This window comes from Kitasatospora sp. NPDC088548 (assembly GCF_044753005.1).
GTDB lineage: Bacteria > Actinomycetota > Actinomycetes > Streptomycetales > Streptomycetaceae > Kitasatospora.
This window is the reverse complement of the sequence record NZ_JBIVMI010000008.1, coordinates 190,878-213,133: the sequence shown is the minus strand read 5'-3', so window position 1 is coordinate 213,133 and position 22,256 is coordinate 190,878. Positions and strand designations below refer to the sequence as shown.

Here is a 22,256-nt window from a genome sequence, read left to right as displayed (position 1 = left end):
GCGGGCCTCCTACGGCGCGGGGGGAATTCCGCGCCCCACTCTGCCACCCCCGCCCGCCAGGACGGGCGGGGGTGGACAGGCCCCTAGGCGGACAGGTGCTCGACCAGCCGGTCGAAGCTGGAGTTGAGGCCGGCCTCCGCCTCCGGGCCGCAGTACATCTGCGGCACGGCGGTCTGGTGCAGCACCACCTCGGTACGGCCCTCGCCGAGGTCCCGGAAGGTCAGGGTGGAGCGCATCCCGGTGCTCCCCTCGGCGATGGCGATCAGCTCGCCCGCCCGGATCTCGGTGATCTCGCTCGTCATCGGGTACCGCTCCCCGGTCGCGTCCATGACCATGGTGCTGTCGTAGCGCCCGCCGACCCTCGGCTCGATGGTCACGGTGTCCAGCGGGACGTGCGTACCGACCGGCCCCCAGAAGCGGACGAACTGCTCGGGCTCGGTGTACGCGCGGAAGACGGCGTCCGGGGTGCCGGGCAGCTCGCGGGTGATGGTCAGTTCGCCGAGGTTCTCGGTCATGGTGTGCTCCTGGTGTTCATGGTGCGGTGGGTCGCTTTCACAGGGGTGGACCGGGGGCGCGCACGAAACTCATCGCCCCTCGGGAAAGTTTTTTCGAGAAGTTTCCCCGGAGCCGGTGAGCCGGGGCGGGAGCCCGAAGAGCGGGAAGAGCGTGTCGGTGTCGAGGAAGTTGGTGAGACCGGTGATCCGCCCCTCCGACACCTCCGGCACGATCAGCGACCACGGCTCGTGACCGCCCGCCGGGCCCGGCCGGTACTGCCCGAACGCCGGGCCGCCGTTGGCCGTCACCGGGACGAGCCGCGAGCCCCGGCAGCCGTGGCCCGGACCGAGCATCCACGCCCGGAGCTCGGCGTGGCCCCGCAGCCACAGCGCGTACGGCGGCATGTTGAGCGTGACGTCCTCGTGCAGCAGCGCGGCCAGCCCGTCCATGTCGTACCGCTCGAAGGCGGTGACGTAGCGGGCGAGCAGCGCGCGGTGGTCGTCGTCCAGGTCCGGGGCCGGGCGGGCCGCGGCGCCGTCCGCGGCGAGCACCGCGCGGGCACGCTGCAACGCGCTGTTGACGGAGGCCACGGTGACGCCGAGCAGTTCGGCGACCTCGGCGGCCCGCCAGCCCAGCACCTCACGCAGGATCAGCACCGCCCGCTGCCGGGGCGCGAGCCGCTGCAGCACGGCGACGAACGCCAGCCGCACCGAATCCCGCTGGGCGGCCACCTCGGCCGGGTCCCCCGTCTCGGGCAGGATCCGGCCGTCCGGCGCGGGCCCGATCCAGGTCACCTCGGGCAGCTGGGCGTCGGTCGCGGTGGCGACGGTGGAGGGACCGGCCAGGTCCATCGGGCGGGCGCGGTTCCGGCGGCCGTTCAGCGCGTCCAGGCAGACGTTGGTGGCGATCCGGTACAGCCAGGAGCGCAGCGCGGCCCGGCCCTCGAAGCCCTGGTGGCCGCGCCAGGCGCGGACCATCGTCTCCTGCACCGCGTCCTCGGCCTCGAAGAGCGAACCGAGCATCCGGTAGCAGTAGCCGGTCAGCTCCGTCCGGAACCGCTCCAGCCGGAGCTCGACCGGCTCCTCCGTCATCAGGTCGGTCATCGCACGCCCCCCAGGTCCGCCGCACCACCGGTGATCGGCCCGAACGTACCGCGGCACACTGACAATCACCCCGGGGAACACCGCTGAGCGCGCGTCAGGGGCGGGAACCCGCGGACGGCCCCCGCCCCTGACGCAGGACGTCCTCGCTCAGTGCGCGGAGTGCTTCTCGGCCCCGCGGTGGCGGTGGCCCTTGAGTTCGGCGTGCATCGCGGGGGCGGCGTGCGGGGCCGCCGCGCCGGCCTCGCGTCCGCCGTGCCGGAAGGCACCGCCACCGCCGTCCGCGCCGGTGTCGAGGCGCGGGGCGCTGGTGCGCAGCTGCGGTACGAGCGGCTTGGGGGTCATCGCCATCCCCCGGCGTTCCAGCAGTTCCTGGGTGCCCCGGCGCAGTTTGCCGCTGCTGCTCGGGGTGTGCCTGGTCATCGTCGGCCTCCCGTCGGCGGTCGCCCGCCACCCGGGTGGTGGCCGGGGCGACCACACGGGCGTTATGTCCGCATTTCGATCGGGTTACACCTGAACGGAGCAAGGGCCGCCGCCCGGGCGGGGCCGCTCAGCCCATCAGCTCGTGGACGAAGCACCAGCGCCAGTCCTCCCCCGGCTCGTAGGAGCGGATCACCGGGTGGGAGGTGTCGTGGAAGTGCGCGGTGGCGTGCCGCTGCGGCGAGAAGTCGCAGCAGCCGATGTGGCCGCAGTCCAGACAGAGCCGGAGGTGCACCCAGTCCCGCCGGCCCTGGGCGAGGCACTCGGCACAACCGTCCACGGGCGGGATCGGCGCGATGTCCAGGGGGGCCGCGGTGAGGTCTTCGCAGGCGCTCATGAACGCAGGGTAGTGACGGCGGGCCCGGCCCGCGCTCCAAGACACGCCCCGGGCCGCTCGCTCGGCGGCGGCCGGGGCGCCGGAGGCCGTCCGGCCCGGCGCGGCCGGGTGGTACCGGCCTTCCCAGGATCCGCCGGCCCAGGACCGGCTTTCCCCGGAACGACACGGCCTGGGCGGGCCGTCCGGGCGCGAGCAGAGTGATCCCCGTCAGCCCCGCCGGAACGATCCGCAGACCCCTGGAGCACCCGATGAGCCACCCCGCACTCGCCACCCGTACCGCCGTCGTCACCGGCGCCGCCAGCGGGATGGGCGCGGCCACCGCCCGGCTGCTCGCCGCGAACGGCGCCCGGGTCGCGCTGCTGGCCCGCCGCACCGAGCGGCTGGACGCGCTCGCCGCCGAGATCACCGCCGCCGGCGGGCAGGCGCTCGCCGTCACCGCCGATGTCACCGACCAGACCTCGGTGGACGCCGCCGCCAAGGCCGTCCACGACGCGTACGGGCCGGTCGACCTGGTGGTCAACAACGCCGGGGTGATGCTGCCCAACCCACTCACCGACGGCCGGATCGACGAGTGGACCCGCATGATCGACACCAACCTGACCGGCGCGCTGCGGATCGTCCGCGCCTTCACCGCCGACCTCGTCGCGGCCGCCGCCGAGGGCCGCACCGCCGACCTGGTCAACGTCTCCTCGATCGCCTCGCACGTCTCCTTCCCCGACTACGCCGTCTACGGGGCCACCAAGGCCGCCGTCACCCAGCTGTCCGCCGCCCTGCGCACCGAGCTGAGCCCGCGCGACGTCCGGGTCAGCGCCGTCGAACCCGGGCTGACCGACACCGAGCTGGCCGGGCACATCGACAACCCGGTCCTGCGCGAGCAGCTCGGCGGGCTGTTCACGATGGTTCCGGCGCTGACCGCCGACGACATCGCCGACCTGATCGTCTACACCGTCAGCCGCCCCCGGCACGTCAACCTGCGCCACCTGGTCGCCCTGCCGACCCGCCAGGCCTGACGGCCGGACGGGGACGACGGGCGGGGAACCCGGCCACCGGGTTCCCCGGCGGCTCCGAACGCGGCCGTGGGAGCATGCCACCCGTGGCGATCGTGACGGGGAGAACAGACAGCGACACCGGTGGTATCCGTACCGCCGGAACCGCCGGGGCGGCCGACCCCGGGGGCCCGCCCGCCCCCGGCATACCCGGTGGCGGCCGGGGCCCCGGGGAAGTGGCGCCCGGCACCGGCCGGATCCGGCAGCCGGCGGCCCTGATCCGGCTGCTGGTCGGCCTCGGCGCGATCGTGCTGACCCTGCTGCTCGCCGACTACGCCCGGGCCACCACCGGCGGTATCGCCGCCGACGTCGCCCAGGCGGCCCGGCTGGTGCCCCGGCCGCTGGCCAGATTCGCCGGCGGGCTGTCCACCGCCGCCGTCCTGCTGGTCCCGGCCTCCTCCGCGATCCGCCGACTGCTCGGCCCGGACCGGCGCCGCGCCCTCCAGCAGGTCGCCGACGGGCTGCTGGCCGCCGTCCTCGCGTTCGGCCTCACCCTCGCCCTGGACCTGTGGGCCGACGGCCTCGCCCCCGTCTCGCTGCTCGCCGCGCTCACCCAGGACCTGCCCGGCGGCGTCCTCGGCCACACCGACCCGGTGTACGGCTACCTCGCCCCCGTGCTCGCCTTCATGGCCGCCTCCGGCGCCCGCGAACGGCGGCTGCCGTGGACCGTCCTCGCCGTCTCCGGCCTCGCCGGGCTGGCCGGCGGGTACGCCACCCCGACCGCCCTGCTGCTCGGCCTGCTGATCGGCTGGACGGTCGCCCACGGCACCCTCTACGCCGTCGGCACCCCCGACCCCCGGCCCCGGCCCTCGCAGATCCTGCACAGCCTGCGCGGAGCGGGCCTGCGCCCGGTCGCCGCCCGCCCGGACGGCCCCGACCGCTACCTGGTCCGCCAGGAGGCCGGCCGCCCCGACCTCGACGTCCAGGTGCTCGACCGGCAGGCCGTCACCGCCGCCCTCGTCCGGCGCACCTGGCGCCGCCTGCGGCTGCGCACCGCCCCGCACCCCCGGGCCCTGCGCTCGCTGCGCACCGGGCTGGAGCACGAGGCCCTGATCTCGTACGCGGCCCTCGCGGCCGGCGTCCGCACCCGCCGGATCGCCGCCACCGTCGGGCTCGGCCGGGACACCGCCCTGGTCGCCTACGAGCACCTGGCCGGCCGCACCCTGGACCGGCTCGCCGACGACGAGCTCACCGACGAACTGCTCACCGACGCCTGGACCCAGCTCGCGCTGCTCCAGCGGCGGGAGATCTCGCACCGGTCGCTGGTCCCCTCCTCGGTCCTGGTCGACGAGGCGGGCGCGGTGCACCTGGTGGACCTCGCGGACGGCGACATCGCGGCGAGCGAACTGGTGCTCCACTGCGACCTCGTCCAGCTGCTCACCACCTTCGCACTGCGGACCGGCGCCGAGCGGGCCGTACGCACCGCCGTGGCGGTGCTCGGTCCGGACGCCGTCGGCGCGGCGCTGCCCCTGCTGCAGCCGATCGCCCTGGCCCGTACCACCCGGGACGCCCTCAAGCGGGCCTCCGCCGCCGCCCGGGCCGGTCGCAACGCCGCCACCGCCACCCCCGCCCCGCAGCCCGTCGAACTGCTGGACGAGATCCGGGCCGAGGTGCTGCGCACCCAGCCGCAGGCGCCGGTACGGCCGGTCAGGCTGGAGCGGCTGCGGCCCCGCACCCTGCTGGCGGTGGTCGGCGGGGTGGTGGCCGGGTGGCTGCTGCTGCCCCAGCTGTTCGCGAGCGAGCAGAACCCGATCTCCGCCGTGGCCGACGCCGACCCGGCCTGGCTCGCGCTGGCCCTGGCGGCCGCGGTGGCGAGCCACTTCACGGCCGCACTGGGGTTCATCGGCTTCGTGCCGGAGCGGCTGGTCTTCCGCAACGCCGTGTTCGCCCAGGTCGCCGGGGCCTTTGTGAAGCTGGTCTCGCCGGGCGGGGTCGGCGGGGTCGCGCTCAACACGCGCTTCCTCCAGCGGGCCGGGATCCCGACCGCGCAGGCGCTCTCCAGCGTCGGCGTGGGGCAGCTCTTCGGACTGGTGCTGCACCTGCTCCAGCTGGGCGCCTTCGTCTATCTGATGGACCTGGAGCCGGGCGGCTCCGAACTGGACGCGCTGCCGATCGTGGTGGGCGGGCTCGCCGCGGCGGCCGTCCTGCTGGCCGCGGTCTCGGCCGTACCGCCGACCCGCCGCTGGCTGGCCACCCGGCTGCGGCCGCTGACCTCCGAGGTGCTGCCCCGGCTGCTGGAGCTGCTGCGCAGCCCCGGGCGGCTGGCGGTCGGCGTCGCCGGTCAGCTGCTGGTGTCGATCTGCCTGGTCACCTGCCTCTACTGCTGCACCCGGGCGGTCGGGCGGGAGCCGGCCTTCGCCTCGGTCGCGGTGGTGTTCCTGGTCGGCAACGCGGTCGGCAACGTGGCGCCGACCCCGGGCGGGGCCGGCGCCGTGGACGGTGCGCTGGTCGGAATGCTGGAGCAGACCGCCGCGATGGAGGAGGGCGGCGCGCTGGCCGCCGTCGCGCTCTTCCGGCTGCTGACCCTCGTGCTGCCGGTGCTGCCGGGCTGGGCGGCGTTCGCCTGGCTCCAGCGGCGCGGGGCGCTCTGACCCCGGGGACACTCCGGCCTCAGGGGCACTCCGGCCCCGGGGCGCTCACACCGCCGGCCGCTACGACCGGTACTCGTCCTCGTCCAGCTCGACGATCCGGCTCTGCTCGGCGGCGTCCGCGACCTCGGTGGCCGGATCGGCGCCCAGGGCGCGGCGCTCGACCAGCTCGTCGTACTCGTCGCCCTCGGCGGCCTCGTCCTCCGGCTCCACGGCCTCGGCGACCTCGTCCAGGTAGTCCTCGTGATTCTGCGGCATGGTGTCCGTCCTCACTGCTCGGAGGCTCCCACGGGCCCGTTGGAGGTACTGGAAGTATCCGCCGTCGGTGGCACGGACGCGATGTGCGGCCCGGCGCTCGGCGTGTTGTCCGAGCCCTCCCGCGCCCCGGAATTGACCCATGGATCCCGTCGGGAAATGCACCATGGACGGGGTGCACCGGCCTCCTAGGGTCGAAGCATGACGACGAACGAGACCACCACCGCCACCGCCCGCCTCGACTACGCCCGGACCGCCCCCAAGGCCTTCCGCGCGATGATCGCCCTGGACGCCGCCGCCCGCGAGGGCCTGGACCCGGCCCTGGTCGAGCTGGTGCAGATCCGCTCCTCCCAGCTGAACGGCTGCGCCTACTGCCTGGACATGCACGTCAAGGACGCCCGCAGGGCCGGCGAGAACGACGAGCGGATCTACCTGCTGCCGGTCTGGCACGAGGCCCCGGCCGGCGTGTACAGCGAGCGCGAGCGGGCCGCCCTGGCGCTCGCCGAGGAGATCACCCGGATCAGCGGCGGCGTCTCCGACGAGGTGTACGGGCGGGCCGCCGCGCACTTCGAGGAGAAGGAGCTCGCCCAGCTGATCTCGCTCTGCTTCACCATCAACGCCTGGAACCGGATCAACGTGACCACCCGCAAGACCCCGGGTACCCGGTAGCACCCCCGCCCAGCTGCGCGGATGCCGGGCCGCAGGCCACCGGGGGTACGATCAGTGCCGTACCAGCAGGGCTTACCCACACCCACCCGGTGGCCCCGAGGCCCTTACGAACGACGGGGAAATCATGTCCGGCTCGCACTACTTCACCGGTGCACCCGAGGTCGCCAGCGAGCGCCGGCCGATCACGGTCACCCTGCCGGACCTCACCCTGGAACTGACCACCGACACCGGGGTGTTCTCCCGCTCCCGGCTGGACCCGGGCACCCGGATCCTGCTGGAGCACGCCCCGCAGCCCCGGGTGCGCGGCCCGATCCTGGACGTCGGCTGCGGCTACGGCCCGATCGCGCTGACCTGGGCGAGCCGGCGCAAGCGGCTGCCGGTCTGGGCGGTGGACGTCAACACCCGTGCGCTGGAGCTGGTCAGGCTCAACGCGGACGCCCTGAAGCTGGGCAATGTGCAGGCCGCGCTGCCGGAGGACGTCCCCGAGGACCTGCGGTTCGCGGCGATCTACTCCAACCCGCCGATCCGGATCGGCAAGGCGGCGCTGCGCCGGCTGCTGCACCAGTGGCTCGGCCGGCTGACCCCGGACGGCTCGGCGTTCCTGGTCGTCCAGCGCAACCTGGGCTCGGACTCGCTGATGCAGTGGCTGAACGACCAGGGATACCCGACCACCCGCGTCACGTCGGTCAACGGGTTCCGGATTCTTGAAGCGCGGCCCCGCCCGGAGGGCGCGGGCCCCGAGAGTGGACGAGGTACGACGTCGTGAAGCAGCTCCGCGGGACCGACCTGAAGCGACTGCACCGCCAGTGGCGGCGCAGCAGCGGGTTCAGGCTGGCGATGATCCTGGAGAACCTGCAGTCGCCGTTCAACGTCGGCTCGATCGTCCGGACCGCCGCCGCGATGGGCGCCGAGAAGCTGTATCTGACGGGCGACACCCCGTCGGTGCGCTCCTCGGGCGCGCAGAAGGCCGCGATGGGCACCGACAAGTACCTCAAGGTCGAGCACTTCCCCACCGTCGCCGAGGCGGTGGCCGCGGCCAGGGCGGACGGCTTCAAGGTCGTCGGCCTGGAGCTGGCGGACGAGGCGGTGCCGCTGTTCGCCGCCGAGCTGACCCCGGCGGTCGCCTTCGTGCTGGGCCACGAGGACCGCGGCATCACCCCGGACGCGCTGGCGCTCTGCGACTCGGTGGTGTTCGTCCCGCAGCTGGGCCGGGTCGGCTCGCTGAACGTCTCGGCGGCCGCGACGGTCGCCTGCTACGAGGCGCGCCGCCAGGGCTACGCGATCACCGGCACCCCGGACGGCAGCGACCCCGACGGCGGCGACCTGGGCGGCCTCGACGAGGACTGACCCGGGGCCGGGCGCCCCGGGTGAAACCCGGGCGGGAGAGGGCCCCGCGCCCTCCCCCGCCCGGGGGTTCACACCTCGACCAGCACCTTGCCCCGGTTGGCCTCCCGGTTCGTGTAGAGGCTCCGGTAGGCCTTCGGGATCTGGTCGAAGCCCTTGTGGACGGTCTGGTGGTAGCGGATCTCCCCGTTCCGGACCAGCCCGCCGAGGTCCTCGTGCATCTCGGCCAGCTTCGGCTCGGTGAACCACTCCTGGGCGAAGATCCCGCGGATGGTGGTGCGCGGGAACATGATGTACGGCAGCAGCCGGGGCCCGGTCAGCTCACCGTTCACCGTGGTCGCCCACTGCCAGCAGACGGCGACCCGGCTGTCCACGTTGAGCATGGTGAACACCGCGTCGGTGACCGTCCCGCCCAGGTTGTCGAAGTAGCGGTCGACGCCGTCGGGCGCGGCCGACAGCAGCGCCGCGCGGACCTTCTCGGCGTCGTCCGCCTGGTCGTAGAGCACCACGTCGTCGAAGCCGAGCGACTTCAGGTACTCGGCCTTGCCCGGCGAGGCGGTGGTGCCGACCACCCGGCCGGCGCCGGAGCGCCTGGCCAGCTGGCCCACCAGCGTGCCGACCGAACCGGAGGCACCGCTGATCACCACGGTGTCGCCGGGCCGGACGTCCAGGAACGTGGTGAGCGTGCCCCAGGCCGTCATGCCGGGCGCGCCCATGATGCCGAGCGCGGTGGAGAGCGGCAGCCGCTCGTCGTAAAGGGCCGGGTCGAGCCGGCGGTAGGCCGGGAAGACCATCGGGAAGATGCCGGTCTGCCACAGCTCCTCGGCGCCGTTGTGGACGACGTGGCTGCGCCAGCCGCCGAACCCCTGGACGAGCTCCCCGACCTCGAAGGCGGCCTCCGGACCGGCCTCCAGCACCTCCATGATCGAGTCCGCGCCCATGTGGTGGCCGATCGGCGTCTCCAGCGCGAGCCCGTTCTGGTACGGGTCGACGGAGACGTACCGCGTCCGGAACAGCATCTCGTCCGGCCGGAGGTCGATGTCGGCCTCCTCGACCACCTTCCGGTAGATCCGGTCGACGTCGGGCACGCCGTCGAGGTGCTCGCGGACCACCCACTTCTCGATCTTCATGCCAGGGCCCCTGTCGATACGGCGTCGGAGGAATCGGTACTGGACGGGATCTTCTCGACCGGCCCGGCCTGGTGCGGCGGCCGGCCGACGGGGAGGATCAGATGGGTGGGCAGCGGTGCGCTGTCGTCGATCTCGGCGGTGAACTCCCGCCCGTCGTCCCGGCAGACGAACTGCATCACGTGCCGGCCGGCGGCGGCGGCCCGGATCAGACCGCCGATGGTGGCCCAGACCCCGGAGAGGTAGAAGTCCGAGAGCCCCGGCAGCACCGGGCCGTTCTTCTTGATCTCCTCCTCGACGGTCTCGCTGCCCTCGACGAACGGGTTCCAGCCCGGGAAGGTGCCGTCGTAGACGCCGGTGTAGCGGACCTGGGTGAGCGGGGTCGAGACGTCCGCGACCGCGACGGCGGCCTTGAAGCCGGGGAAGCGCTCGTCCAGGAAGGAGACGATGCCGTTGCGGACCTTGCGCTTGGCCGCCATGTACTCCCGGCCGTGCTTGACCGGCAGGGTGTGCAGCTCCTCGCCGCGCCGCACCCGGGAGGACTGCTCCGGCCCGTCGTGCAGCGCCCGCCAGGGAGCGATGTCGGAGAAGTAGGTGGCGAACACCACGGTGCTCTCCCGGGGCGCCAGCTCCGGGTAGTGCCGGGTGCGGAACTGCACGTTCATGCTCGGGCAGCGGATTCCGGTGAGCTCGCCCGTCTGCTGCTCCGTCAGCAGGTAGGTGGTGCACGGGTCCCCCTCCGGGAAGGGCTTGCGCAGCCCCAGGAAGAGCGAGACGTAGCCGGGCGACAGCTGGCCCGGCTCGTCGATCAGCGAGGTGTAGAGCCGCCGGTAGGTGTCGTTCAGATAGCGGCCCTTGAGCAGCTTCATCACCGTGGTGTGGCCGTCGGCCGCGGAGACCACGATGTCGGAGCGGAACACCCGGCCGTCGCTGAGCCGGACGCCCACCGCCCGGTCGTCCTCGACCAGGATCTCCTCGACCTTGGCGTTGTAGGTGATCTCGCCGCCGAGCTTCCGGTAGCGCTGCTCGATCGAGCGCGCCAGGCCGAGCGAGCCGCCCTCGGGCACCCCGGCGGCCTGGTTGGCGTGCGAGGCCAGCTGGAAGTAGAACGGCAGCACCGGGAAGGCCGGGTGCCTCTCGTAGAGGATGAAGTTGAACGCCTCGCGCAGCAGCGGCTCGCGGAAGCGCTGCGAGTAGTCCGTCATCAGGACGGTGATCGACTTGCGGATGGTGTTGAAGTACGGGAGGAACGAGGCCAGCATCCGCCAGCGCTCGATCCGGCCCATCAGCCCGACCGGCTTGAGGAACGGGTAGACCGCCAGCGCCCTGCGGAAGGTCCGGATGCCGTTGCAGAACTCCCGGATCGGGGCGGCGTCGGCCGGCGAGATACCCAGCAGATGGGCCTCCAGCCGGTCCGGATCGGAGTAGAAGTACACCGCCCGGCCGTCCCGGCCGCGGACGATGTTGAACACGTCGAAGTGCCGCATCTCCTTGCCCTGGAGAGCGCCGAGCTCCAGCCAGATCTGGTACATCTCATTGCCCGGGCCGTTGCCGAGCAGCCAGCTGATGCACCAGTCGAAGGTGAAGTCGCTGCGGTCCCAGCCGGTGCAGGACCCGCCGGGGATCTCGTGCATCTCGAAGATCTGGGTGCGGTACCCGTTCATCCGGGCGTAGCAGCCGGTGGAGAGCCCGCCGAGGCCGCCACCGATGATGATCATCGTCTCTCTGGTCCGTCTGTTCTCTGTGCCCTTGGGCATTCCGAGGCCTCCTCGTCGTCCTTGCCCCTGCTCGGTGGCGGTCACCGGGGGTTGGTGGTCACCAGACTCACCGGGCTCACCAGGCGACCGGGAGCGCCTGCAGCCCGTTCACCATCGCGTCCGCTTTCCAGCGCAGTTCGTCCTCGGGGACGGCCAGCCGCAGGCCGGGCAGCCGCCGCAGCACCGTCTCGATCGCCACCTGGAGCTCCAGCCGGGCCAGATGGGCGCCGATGCAGTAGTGCACGCCGTGGCCGAAGCCGATGTGCGGGTTGCCGGGGCGGTCCAGGACGAGCCGCTCCGGCTCCTCGAAGACCTCCGGGTCGCGGTTGGCGGCGGCGGTGGCGATCATCACCGCGTCGCCGGCCCTGATCGTCACCCCGCCCAGCTCGACGTCGGCGGTGGCGTACCGGGGCAGGCTGAAGCCGGTGAGCAGCGGCACATAGCGCATCAGCTCCTCGACGGCCTTCGGGATCAGCTCCGGCTGCTCCCGGAGGCGCCGCAACTCCTCCGGGTTGACCAGGAGCTGGTAGAAGAAGTTGCCGATCTGGTTGGTGGTGCTGACGAAGCCGGCGATCAGCAGGTCGCAGGCGATCGAGAGCAGTTCCTCCTCGCTGATCAGGCCCTGCTCGCGGCAGGCCCGGACCAGCACGGTGAGCAGGTCCTCGCCGGGCTCCCGGCCGCGCAGGTCCAGCACGCCGGCCATGTACTCGATGAACGCCTGGCCCTCGGCCGCGAGCACCTCGCCGGGTGTGACGGCGGAGAGCACGGTCTCGGCCCAGTCCCAGAGCATCCGGTGGTCCTTGGCCGGGATGCCGAGCACCTCGCAGATGATGGTGGTCGGCATCGGGATCGCGAAGTCCTCCACCAGGTCGGCCGGCTGACCGGCGGCGAGCATGCCGTCGATCAGCTCCCCGGCCAGCTCCCGGGCCCGGGCACGCAGCCGTTCGACCCGGCGGGCGCTGAACTCCCGGGCCACCAGCGAGCGCAGCCGGGTGTGCTCGGGCGGCTCGGTGGAGAACAGGCCTGCGCCGCTGCGGGCGACCGGGCGCATCCGCGGCTGGTCCTGGCCCATCGCCTCGGCGAGGCTGAAACGCGGGTCCGCCAGGACGGTCCGCACGTCCTCGTAGCGGGTGACCAGCCAGGCGCCGTCGCCGTACGGCAGGCTGATCCTGGCGAGCGGCTGGTCGCGCAACTCGGCGTAGCGGGGGTGCAGTTCGAGACCGAGCGGCTCGAACGGGTAGGACAGCGGCTGGTGCTGCCTGGGCATGAGGTGGTCCACCTCTCGTGTGGGACTGCCAGGACTGCCGGAACTTCCGGAACTGCCGGGGATTTCGGGACGGCCGGGGCTTTCGGGACGGCCGGGGGCGCGGGTGGTCTCAGGAGGCATGGACGGCGGCTCCGGTGAGGATGTCGCGGGCCAGACCGGCGTTGCGGCCGATGAACTCGCGGTCCAGCATCTCGGCATGGGCGCCGAAGCCCTTGAACACGGCCGTCCCGGTCGTCGAGCTGCCGTGCCAGGCGCCGCGCTCCCCCGCCGCGTACAGGGCCACCTTCTCGTCGTCGGAGATCACGCTGACCGGCGCGGTGATCACCCCGAGGTTGGGCGTCCGGCTGCAGAACCGCAGGTAGTCCTGGGCCTGTTCGCGGGTTTCCTGGGCGACGATGTCCGAGCCGGTGTGCCGCTGGAGGTGCTCGGCCAGCTCCCGCTCGAAGGCCTGGACGTGCTCGTCACCGAGGGTGAAGGACTCCGGGATCCGGTGCGAGTCCATGATCACCACATTGGGGACGGCCCGGCCGCGCAGCTCCAGCTCCTTGGCCACCTCGAAGGCGAGGTTCCCGCCGAGCGAGTAGCCGAGCAGGGCGCAGGGGCCGTCCGGCTGGACGGCCTCGACCAGGTCGGCGTAGCGGGCGACCTTGTCGTCGCCGGCCACGTAGTTGAAGGCGACCATCCGGTACTCCGGCAGGTGCGCCGCGAACTGGCGGTAGACCAGGCCGTGTCCGCCGGCCGGCGGGAAGCAGAAGAGGGTCTGCTGCTGCTCCTGGTTGAACCAGAGGTAGGGCTGGGCGCCCTCGATCCGGCCGGTGATGATGTGCTCCACCGTCCTGGCCATCCCGTGCAGGGTGGTGACCTTGAAGAGCTGGCTGACCGGGATGCTGATGTTGAACTCGCTCTGCAGGCCGTGGATCAGCTCGATCAGCTTGATCGAGCTGCCGCCGGACTCGAAGAAGTCGTGCTGGAGGCCGACCTCCTCGATCCCGAGCAACGCCCGCCAGTGCTCGGCCATCCGGACCTCGTAGAGGGTGACCGGAGGCTCGGCCGCCTCGGCGCCCGCGTCGGCCCGCGGCGCGGGCAGCGCGGCGACGTCCACCTTGCCGTTGGCGGTGAGCGGCAGGGCGGGCAGCTCGGTGAAGTGGGCGGGGATCATGAAGGTCGGCAGGTAGCCGGCCAGGTGGCGGCGGAGCTCGCGGCGGTCCAGCGTCCGCCCGGGGGCGGGCACGCAGTAGGCGCAGAGCACGTTCTCGCCGCCCGGGTCGGGCCGGACGGTGACCACCGCCTCGGCCAGCTCGGGCCACTCGGCGAGCTGGGTCTCGATCTCGCCCAGCTCGATCCGGTGGCCGCGCACCTTGATCTGCGAGTCGGCCCGGCCGAGCAGGTGCACTCCGCCCTCGGTGTCCCAGCGGGCGAGGTCCCCGGTGCGGTAGAGCCGGACCGGCTCGGTGCCGTCGGCGCCGCCGAGCGGCAGGGTGACGAAGCGGCGGGCGGTCTGCTCCTCGTCGCCGACGTAGCCGAGCGCCACACCGGAGCCGCCGATCCACAGCTCCCCGGGGACCCCGGGCGGGACCGGGCGGCCCTGCTCGTCCAGGAGGTAGAAGGCGCTGTTGGGGAACGGCCGGCCGATCGGGACCATCCGGCTGGGCTCCAGGGTGTCGGCCGGGCCCTCGAACCAGGCGCTGTCGATGGTGGCCTCGGTCAGGCCGTAGGAGTTGACCAGCCTGGTCCGCGGACCGCAGAGCGCCCGCAGCCGCTCGTACTCCTCCACCTTCCAGACGTCCGAGCCGACCACCAGCAGCCGCATGAAGTCCAGCCGCCGGCCGGCCCGCTCGCAGTGGCTGATCAGGGTGCGCACCACGGCCGGGACGAACTCGCCGGCGTCCACCCGCTCGGCGCGCATCACCTCGTACAGCCGGGCGGTGTTGAACAGCAGCTCCCGGCCGACCAGCACCAGGGTGCCCCCCGAGCAGAGCGCCCGGACGACGTCCCCGGTGAAGACGTCGAAGGAGAGGCTGGCCATCTGGAGGTGGACCCGGGCGTCGGTGTCCAGCCGGTACTCGGCGCGCCAGGCCTGGTAGGCCGAGGCCAGGTTGCGGTGGCCGACCCGGACGGCCTTGGGGCGGCCGGTGGAGCCGGAGGTGTAGATGACGTAGGCCGGGGCGTCGAGGTCCGCCGGCTGGTCGGTGGAGTCCGGGGCCGGCCCGTCCGGTTCGGCCGGCCCGTCCGGTTCGGCCGTCCGCTCCGGTTCGGCCGTCCCGACCACCCGGGCGGGCAGCCCGCCGAACCGCTCGGTGTCGCCGACCACCAGGGCGGCGCCCGCGTGCTCGACCATGTAGGCCAGCCGGTCGGCCGGGTGGCCCGGGTCGAGCGGCAGATAGGCGGCGCCGGTACGGAGCACGGCCAGCAGGGCGACGATCTGCTCCGGCGACTTGTCCAGGCAGAGCGCCACCACCGAGCCCGGGCCCGCACCCAGCGCGCGCAGCCGGGCGGCGGCCCGCCGGGAGCGCTCGGCCAGCTCGCCGTAGGTCAGCCGGGCGGTCGGGCCGGACTCGGCGGGGGCGGCCACCGCGAGGGCGCCGGGGTCGGCCGCGGCCGCCCGCAGGATCAGCTCGTGCACCGGCTCGTCGTGGGCGACCTGCCGGTCGGCGCCGCTCCACTGCCGCAGCACCACCGCGCGCTCCGCGCTGCCGAGCAGCTCCAGCCCGGTGGCCGGCTCCCCGGCGCCCGCCCGGGTCAGCCCGTCCAGCAGGTTGACGTAGTGCCCGGCGAGGCGGGCCATCGTCGCGGGCAGGAAGAGGTCGGTGTTGTACTTGAAGACGCAGTGGAAGCGGCGCTCCGCCTCGTCCTCGTAGGCGGACAGGGTGAGGTCGAACTGCCCCTCCTCCTCGGGTAGTTCGATGTACTCCAGGCGGTAGCCGTACTTCTCGGTGGCGACCTTGTGGGTGAGCAGGATGAACATCGCCTGGAAGACCGCCGAGCGGCTCGGGTCGTGCTGCAGACCGAGCTTCTCCACCAGCAGGACGAACGGGTACTCCTGGTTGTCCAGCCCGCCCAGCACGGTGGTGCGCACCTGGGCCAGCAGCTCGGCAACCGTCGGCGAACCGGCCAGACTCGCGTGCAGCGGCAGCGGGTTGACGAAGTAGCCGTAGACGCCGGCGAACTCCTCGTCGGTACGGCCCGTCACCGGGCTGCCGACGATGATGTCCTCCTGGCCCGAGTAGGCGTGCAGCAGCAGGTAGTAGGCGCTGAGCAGCACCATGAAGACGGTGACGTTGTGCTCCCGGGCCAGCGCGTGCACCCGGGCGCTGAGCTCCTCGTCCAGGACGAAGAACTCGGAGGCGCCGTTGTGGGTCTGGACGGCCGGGCGCGGCCTGTCGGTGGGCAGGCTGAGGATCGGCACCTCCGCGGGCAGGTGCGAGCGCCAGTAGTCGAGCATCCTCGGCGCCTCGCGGCCGGCCAGGAACGCGTTCTGCCGGTTGAGGAAGTCCAGGTAGCGGGCGGCGACCGGGGGCAGTTGGGGCGCCCGGCCCTGTCGCAGCCCCTCGTAGACGGCGAGCAGCTCCTCGATGAAGGTGAAGGTGGAGATCGCGTCCGAGATGATGTGGTGAACGGCCTTCATGATCACCCAGCGCTCCGGCCCGCGTTTGAACAGCCGGAACCGCACCAGCGGATCGCGCTCCAGGTCGTACGGCTTGCGGTACTCCCGCACGATCATCGCGTGGATGTCGTCCCACTCCAGGCCCTGCACGTCGAACACGCCGAAGTCCGGCTCGACGGCGGCGGAGACCCGCTGGACGGCCTGGCCGCCGTCGAGCACGAAGTTGGCCCGCAGGCTGGGGTGGCGCTCGACCAGCGTCCGGAAGGCGGTGGCCATCAGCTCCGGCTCCAGCTCCACCCGGACCTCGACCGCCCCGCCGATGTTGTAGGCGAAGCCGTCCGGGTTGAGCTGCTTGAGGAACCAGAGCGCCTTCTGGTTCTGCGTCAGCGGGTGGTTCGACTCGTCCTCGTACCGGACCACCTCACCGCCGGCACCGCCGGTGCCGTCGTCCTCCAGCAGCTCGGCCAGCCCCTCGTAGAGCTGGGCGACCAGCTCCCGCACCGGCGCGTTGCCGAGCAGCGCCACCACCGGCAGGGCGGTGCCGAGTTCGGTGTTGAGCCGGGCCCTCAGCTCCATCGCGAGCAGCGAGTCCAGGCCGAGGCCGCTCAGGCCGGTGGCGGGCTCGATCTGTTCGGCGGGCACCCGGAGCACGGCGGCGGCGAGCGCGGCGAACCGCTCGGTGAGCAGCGCCCGGCGCTCCTCCTCGCCGGCCGCCCGCAGCTCCTCCAGCAGGCTGCTCCGCGGGGCCGGGGCGGCCTCGCGGGCGGCGGCGGCCAGCTCGGCGACCAGCGGCGGCGGGGCCGGGTACCAGGAGAGGAAGGTCGGCCAGTCGACCACGGTGGCGACCAGCAGCTGGGCGCGGTCCTGGCCGAGCACCCGCTCCAGCACCGCCATCCCGGCCTCGGGGGCGAGCGAGCTCATGCCCCGGCTGTTGCGGTAGTGGTCGATCAGGCCGAGTTCCTCGATCATGCCGGTGGCCCACGGCCCCCAGTCCAGACTGAGCGCGGGCAGGCCGAGGGCCCTGCGGTGGTGTGCGAGCGCGTCGAGGAAGGCGTTCCCGGCGGCGTAGTTGGTCTGGCCCGCGGTGGTCAGCAGCGAGGCGATCGAGGCGAACAGCACGAAGTGGTCGAGTGGTTCGTCCGCCAGCTGCCGGTGCAGCGCGAAGGCCCCGAGCACCTTGGGGCCGTGCACGGCGTCGAACACCTCGCGGTCCAGCTCCGGCACCAGGGTGTCGCGGACCTGCCCGGCCAGGTGGAAGACGCCCCGGATCGGCGGCGAGGCCAGCGCCCGGTACCCGGCCAGCCAGGCGGCGAGCGCGCGCTCGTCGGTGACGTCCAGCGCCACCGGGACGGGCTGGGCACCGAGCGCCTCCAGCTCCCGCAGGAAGGCGACACCGCGCCCGGCGGGGCTCTGCGGGTCGAGGTCGCGCCACTGCTCGCGCGGCGGCAGCGGGCTGCGGCCGGCCAGGATCAGCCGGCGGGCGCCGCGCCGGACCAGCGTGCGGCAGAGCAGCCGGCCGAGCGCGCCGAAGGCGCCCGTCACCAGGTAGCTGCCGTCCGGGCGCAGGCTGGGCGGCAGCGGCCCGGTCAGCCCCTCGGCCGGGCGCAGCCGGCTGGTCAGCCGGCGGCCGGCGCGCAGCGCGATCTCGTCCTCGTCGGCGCGGGCGAACTCGCGCAGCAGCGCGGCCGCCTCGTCGGCCGGCGCCGCGACCGGGCCGAGGTCGATCAGCTTGCCCGGGTGGCCGGGCAGCTCCTGGTGGCGCAGCACCCGGCCGATGCCCCAGGCGGGGGCGCCCAGCGGTTCGACCGGCTCGCCGGGGGTGGTGGCCTGGGCGGCCCGGGTGACGATGTGCAGCCTGCTGCCGGGCAGTTCGGCGGGCAGCAGGGCGGCGAGCGTGATCAGGCTGTACGCGCCCGCGGCGGTGTGGCCGGCCACGGTGGCGTGGTCGGCGTCGGCCAGGACCGGCCGGTCGAGGTTCCATAGGTGGACGACGGCGGCCGGATCGGGGGCGCCGCCGGCCCGCCGGTCGGCCAGCAGCCGGCCGAGGTCCGCGGCGGAGCCCGGCTCGACGGTGGACTCGTGCCCGTCGGCCGAGCGGTGGTAGCCGGTGCCCGCGCGGACCAGGTGGCAGCTGCCGCCGCGCGCGGTGATCCGGGCGGCCAGCTCGTCCGCGACACCCCCGGCGTCGGCGAACAGCAGCCAGTGGTCGGGGTGTTCGGCGAGCAGGTCGGCGTGGTCGGGCTCGTCCGCGAGCGGTGTCCAGGCCGGTTCGGCGAGCCAGCCGTCGATGGTGGCGAGGCCGACGGCGGTGGAGGCCTTCTCCACGTCGGCGGCCCGGAAGCCGCCGACCCCGCCGAGCGGGGCGCCGTTCCCGTCGTAGACGGCGATGTCGCCGACGATTTCGTCCCCGCTGTCGCGGGTGACGGTGGCGTGCACCCAGAGCGGCTGTTCGCCGACCGCGTCGAGGCGGACCTCCTCGATCGAGAGCGGCAGCTTGATGCCGGTGCCCGCCGGGCCGGCGGTGAGCAGCTGCGGCGTCAGCAGGGTCTGGAAGAAGGCGTCCATCAGCACCGGGTGCACATGGTGGCCGCCGCCCTGCCCGGCGATCGCGGCCGTCGGGCGGACCAGCGCCAGCGCCTCCCCGGGGCCGATCCAGACCTCGGCGATGCCCCGGAACGCCGGGCCGTAGTGGTAGCCGAGGGCGGCCAGCCCGGTGTAGCAGTCGGGGCCGGCCAGCCGGCGGGCGGCCCGGGCGCGGACCAGGTCGGCGTCCAGCCGGTGGGCCGGGCGGCGGCGCTGGCCGGGGCGGATCGTTCCGGCGGCGTGCACGGTGCGCTCCGGCCCGTCCCCGGTGAGGGTGCTGACGGTGAAGCCGCCGTGCTCGGCGGAGACGGTCAGCTGGACGGCGCGGCTCTCGTCGTCGGGCAGGAAGAGCGCCTTGCGCAGCTCGATGCCGGCCAGGGCGGCGTCGGTGCCGCCGGTCAGCGCGCGAACCGCCTGGACGGCCATCTCCAGATAGCCGGCGGCGGGAAAGAGCACATTGCCCTGGATCCGGTGGTCCTCCAGGTAGGGCAGTGCCTCGGCGTCGAGCCGGGCCTCCCAGGCCGGTTCGGCACTGGCCAGGCGGCGACCGAGCAGCGGGTGGTCCAGCAGACCCCGGCGGACCTGCTCGACCGACCGGGGCTCGACCCAGTGGCGGTCCCGCCTGAACGGGTAGCGCGGCAGCGGCACCGGCCGGCCGGCGGGCTGCAGGACGGACCAGTCCACCTCGACGCCGAGGTTGTGCAGGGTGGCCAGCGAGGCGGTGAAGCAGGCCCGTTCGTCCTCCTCCCTGCGGATCGAGGGCAGGGTGCGGACCGCCGGCCGGTCGGCGTCGCCGGGGCGGGCCTCCACGGTCTCCTGGATCGCGCGGCCGAGCACGGGGTGCGGCCCGATCTCCAGGAAGAGGCTGTACCCGTCGTCGGCGAGCCGCTCCACGGCCTGCTGGAAGCGGACGCTGTCGCGGACGTTGCGCCACCAGTAGGCGGCGTCCAGCTCGGTGCCGTGCGCGGTGCCCTCCCGGCCGGTGAGGTAGAGCGGCACCTGGGCGGGACGGGCCTTGAGGTCGGCGAGCGCGTCGAGCAGTTCGTCCTTGATCGGGTCCATCTTGGCGCTGTGATAGGGCACTTCGACGGTCAGCGGACGGGCGAAGACCTGCTCCGCGGTGAGCGCGGCGGCCAGCTCGGCCAGCGCGGACTCGTCCCCGGCGAGGGTGAGCGAGGTCGGGCTGTTGATCGCGGCCACCGAGACGGCGCCGCCGTACGGGCGCAGCCGGCGGACCGCCTCGGCCTCCGAGAGGGCGACGGCGAGCATGCCGCCGGTGCCGGCCAGCCGCTGCTGGAGCCGGCTGCGGTGCACCACGACCTTGACCGCGTCGGCCAGGTCGTAGACACCGGCCTGGTGGAAGGCGGCGACCTCGCCGGTGCTGTGGCCGACGATGGCGTCCGGGCGGACGCCCCGGCTGCGCCAGAGGGCGGCGAGACCGGTCTGCAGGGCGAAGTTGGCGGGCTGGGCGAGCCAGGTCTCGGCCATCCGGGAGCCGGCCTCGTCGGTGGCGAGCTCGTCGAGCAGCGACCAGCCGGCGAGTTCGGCGAGGTGCTCGGCGCAGCGCTCGACGGCCTCGCGGTAGACCGGCTCAGTCTCGAACAGCCGGCGGCCCATCGCCCACCACTGCGGGCCCATGCCGGTGAAGACCCAGGCGAGTCGGCGGTGCCGGGCCTCACGGCGCTGGTCGGCCAGCACCCGGGGGTGCGGCTCGCCGCGCCGGTAGGCGGCGAGCGCCTCGTCCAGCGACGTGCGGGAGTCGTACACCACGGAGAGCCGGGCGTCGAGGTGCTGGCGGCGGTGGGCCAGGGTGTGGCCGAGGTCGGCCAGGGCGACGGGGGTGCCGCCGTAGCCGCCGGCCAGCTCGGTCTGGATGCCGGCGGCCAGCTCGGGCAGGGCGGCGGCGTCGCGGGCGGTGAGCGGCAGGACGGTGCAGCCGGTGGGCCGGTCCTCTCCGGACCGCTCGGCTGTGAGCCGGTCGTCGGTGGGCCGCTCGGCCGTGGGCTGCCCGGCCGTGGGCTGCCCGGCGGTGGACTGGTCGGCGGTGGGCTGGTCGGTCGGCTCGGGGGCGGCCTCCAGCAGGACGTGGGCGTTGGTGCCGCCGAAGCCGAAGGAGTTGACCCCGGCTCTGGCGGGGCCCTCGTGGGCGGGCCAGGGGGTGGGCTCGACCGGGATCCGGTACGGCAGGGTGGCCGGGTCGATCGCCGGGTTGAGCCGCTCCAGGTTGATGTGCGGCGGGATCACCCGGTGCTTGAGCGCCAGCGCGGACTTGATCAGCCCGGCCAGGCCGGAGGTCGACTCGGTGTGCCCGATGTTGGTCTTGACCGAGCCGACGTAGCAGATGTCGCCCGGGCGGCGGCCGACCGCGAGCGCGCGGGCGAGGGCGTTGGCCTCGATCGGGTCGCCCACGGGGGTGGAGGTGCCGTGCGCCTCGACGTACTGGAGGCTGCCGGGGACGATGCCGGCCTCGGCGCAGACCCGCTCGATCAGGGCGACCTGGGCGTCCGGGTTGGGCACGGTGATGCCGTTGGTGCGGCCGTCCTGGTTGACGCCGCTGCCGATGATGACGGCGTGGACCGGGTCGCCGTCGCGCAGTGCCTCCGAGAGCCGCTTGAGCGCGACCACGGCGACGCCCTCGGCCCGGACGTAGCCGTCCGCCGAGGCGTCGAAGGTGCGGGAGCGGCCGTGCGGGGAGAGGAAGCCGCCCTTGGTCTCGGCGATGGTGTACTGCGGCGCGATGTGCAGCAGGGTGCCACCGGCCAGCGCGAGGTCCGTCTCACCGCGCAGCAGGCTCTGGGCGGCCAGGTGGACGGCGACCAGGGAGGAGCTGCAGGCGGTGTCGAGGGAGACGCTGGGGCCGCGGAAGTCGAAGCAGTGCGAGATCCGGTTCGACACCATTGTCATCATGGTGCCGGTGGCGGTGTGGGCGGCCAGGGTCTCGAAGGAGAGGTCCGAGAACTGGACGATCTTGTAGTCCAGGGTGAACGCGCCGACGTAGACGCCGACATCGCGGCCGGCCAGCTCGCCCGGCTTCTGCCCGCCGTCCTCCAGCGCCTCCCAGGCGACCTCCAGCAGCTTCCGCTGCTGCGGGTCCATGTGGTCGGCCTCCCGGCCGCTGATCCCGAAGAACGCCGGGTCGAACTCGTCGAAGCCGTCGATGTAGCCGCCCCGGCCGCCCACCAGCCGGCCGGGCTTCGCCTTGTCCCGGCTGCCCAGGGTGGCCACGTCGTAGCGGCTGCGCGGGGTCGGCGTGAGGCAGTCCTTGCCGTCGACCAGGTTCCGCCAGAACGACCGGTGGTCATTGGCTCCGCCCGGCAGCCGGCAGCCGATCCCGATGATCGCGATCTTCTCCGGCTCGCCGGTGGAGACCGCGGAGGAGGCGGGGCCGGTGGGAGCGGCGGTGACGGCGGTGGCGATGACGGGAGTGGGAGTGGGAGTGGCCAGGGCGGCGGGAGTGGCCAAGGTGGCGGAGGCGGAAGGGCCCGAGGTGTCGGGGCGGCCGGTGGGGTCTGGGGAATCAGCGGGGCCGGGGGATGCCGCAAGGCATGAGTCCGTCATGGTCGAGTCCTTGTGTCGCTGCGTTTCGCGCGCGCGGAAGAGCCGT

At 73.7% G+C, this 22,256-nt stretch carries 14 protein-coding genes; 5 read left to right on the top strand and 9 right to left on the bottom strand.

Annotation, left to right across the window (positions count from 1 at the left end; translation table 11 throughout):
* Positions 1–83 precede the first annotated feature (83 nt).
* The 4 genes from ACIP82_RS13565 to ACIP82_RS13550 form a co-directional block, all read right to left on the bottom strand.
* Positions 84–515, bottom strand: a complete 432-nt coding sequence (locus tag ACIP82_RS13565) for an SRPBCC domain-containing protein (RefSeq protein ID WP_363604156.1) — start codon at positions 513–515, stop codon at positions 84–86.
* Positions 516–584: 69 nt separating this feature from the next.
* Complete coding sequence (locus ACIP82_RS13560; protein ID WP_400653520.1) at positions 585–1,598, bottom strand: sigma-70 family RNA polymerase sigma factor; 1,014 nt, start codon at positions 1,596–1,598, stop codon at positions 585–587.
* A gap of 147 nt (positions 1,599–1,745) precedes the next feature.
* Positions 1,746–2,018 carry a hypothetical protein gene (locus ACIP82_RS13555; protein ID WP_363604154.1) on the bottom strand — a complete coding sequence of 91 codons (273 nt, stop codon included), beginning with the start codon at positions 2,016–2,018 and terminating at the stop codon, positions 1,746–1,748.
* 127 nt (positions 2,019–2,145) lie between these two features.
* Positions 2,146–2,412 (bottom strand): UBP-type zinc finger domain-containing protein, encoded by a 267-nt coding sequence (locus ACIP82_RS13550; protein ID WP_363604152.1) that lies wholly within the window; start codon positions 2,410–2,412, stop codon positions 2,146–2,148.
* 248 nt (positions 2,413–2,660) lie between these two features.
* Here ACIP82_RS13550 and ACIP82_RS13545 point away from each other — a divergent pair, with 248 nt between their 5' ends.
* Together ACIP82_RS13545 and ACIP82_RS13540 are read left to right on the top strand one after the other, a co-directional pair.
* On the top strand, positions 2,661–3,422 hold the full coding sequence (locus ACIP82_RS13545; RefSeq protein WP_400653518.1) for an SDR family oxidoreductase: 762 nt from the start codon (positions 2,661–2,663) through the stop codon (positions 3,420–3,422).
* Between the two features lie 83 nt (positions 3,423–3,505).
* Entirely contained in the window at positions 3,506–6,049 is a 2,544-nt protein-coding gene (locus ACIP82_RS13540) for a lysylphosphatidylglycerol synthase domain-containing protein (protein WP_400653516.1), read from the top strand.
* A 60-nt stretch (positions 6,050–6,109) separates the two neighbouring features.
* Here the strand turns inward: ACIP82_RS13540 and ACIP82_RS13535 are convergent, their stop codons facing one another.
* Entirely contained in the window at positions 6,110–6,304 is a 195-nt protein-coding gene (locus ACIP82_RS13535; RefSeq protein ID WP_363604148.1) for a hypothetical protein, read from the bottom strand.
* Positions 6,305–6,502: 198 nt separating this feature from the next.
* Between ACIP82_RS13535 and ACIP82_RS13530 the strand changes: the two genes are divergently transcribed.
* The 3 genes from ACIP82_RS13530 (at position 6,503) to ACIP82_RS13520 (ending at position 8,317) form a co-directional block, all read left to right on the top strand.
* Positions 6,503–6,970 (top strand): carboxymuconolactone decarboxylase family protein, encoded by a 468-nt coding sequence (locus tag ACIP82_RS13530; protein ID WP_400653513.1) that lies wholly within the window; start codon positions 6,503–6,505, stop codon positions 6,968–6,970.
* Positions 6,971–7,094: 124 nt separating this feature from the next.
* Positions 7,095–7,736, top strand: coding sequence for a methyltransferase (locus tag ACIP82_RS13525; RefSeq protein WP_363604146.1), 642 nt, complete (start codon positions 7,095–7,097; stop codon positions 7,734–7,736).
* On the top strand, positions 7,733–8,317 hold the full coding sequence (locus ACIP82_RS13520; protein ID WP_363604145.1) for a TrmH family RNA methyltransferase: 585 nt from the start codon (positions 7,733–7,735) through the stop codon (positions 8,315–8,317). The genes ACIP82_RS13525 and ACIP82_RS13520 overlap by 4 nt, the downstream gene beginning before the upstream one ends.
* Before the next feature lie 68 nt (positions 8,318–8,385).
* Here the strand turns inward: ACIP82_RS13520 and ACIP82_RS13515 are convergent, their stop codons facing one another.
* From ACIP82_RS13515 to ACIP82_RS13500, 4 genes are all read right to left on the bottom strand, one after another.
* Complete coding sequence (locus ACIP82_RS13515) at positions 8,386–9,444, bottom strand: NADP-dependent oxidoreductase (protein WP_363604143.1); 1,059 nt, start codon at positions 9,442–9,444, stop codon at positions 8,386–8,388.
* The gene (locus tag ACIP82_RS13510) at positions 9,441–11,198 is read right to left on the bottom strand and encodes a phytoene desaturase family protein (protein WP_400653511.1); all 1,758 of its coding nucleotides are present in this window, start codon (positions 11,196–11,198) and stop codon (positions 9,441–9,443) included. The genes ACIP82_RS13515 and ACIP82_RS13510 overlap by 4 nt, the downstream gene beginning before the upstream one ends.
* A gap of 76 nt (positions 11,199–11,274) precedes the next feature.
* Positions 11,275–12,465 carry a cytochrome P450 gene (locus tag ACIP82_RS13505; RefSeq protein ID WP_363604141.1) on the bottom strand — a complete coding sequence of 397 codons (1,191 nt, stop codon included), beginning with the start codon at positions 12,463–12,465 and terminating at the stop codon, positions 11,275–11,277.
* A gap of 109 nt (positions 12,466–12,574) precedes the next feature.
* On the bottom strand, positions 12,575–22,210 hold the full coding sequence (locus ACIP82_RS13500; RefSeq protein WP_400653510.1) for an amino acid adenylation domain-containing protein: 9,636 nt from the start codon (positions 22,208–22,210) through the stop codon (positions 12,575–12,577).
* Positions 22,211–22,256: the final 46 nt, after the last annotated feature.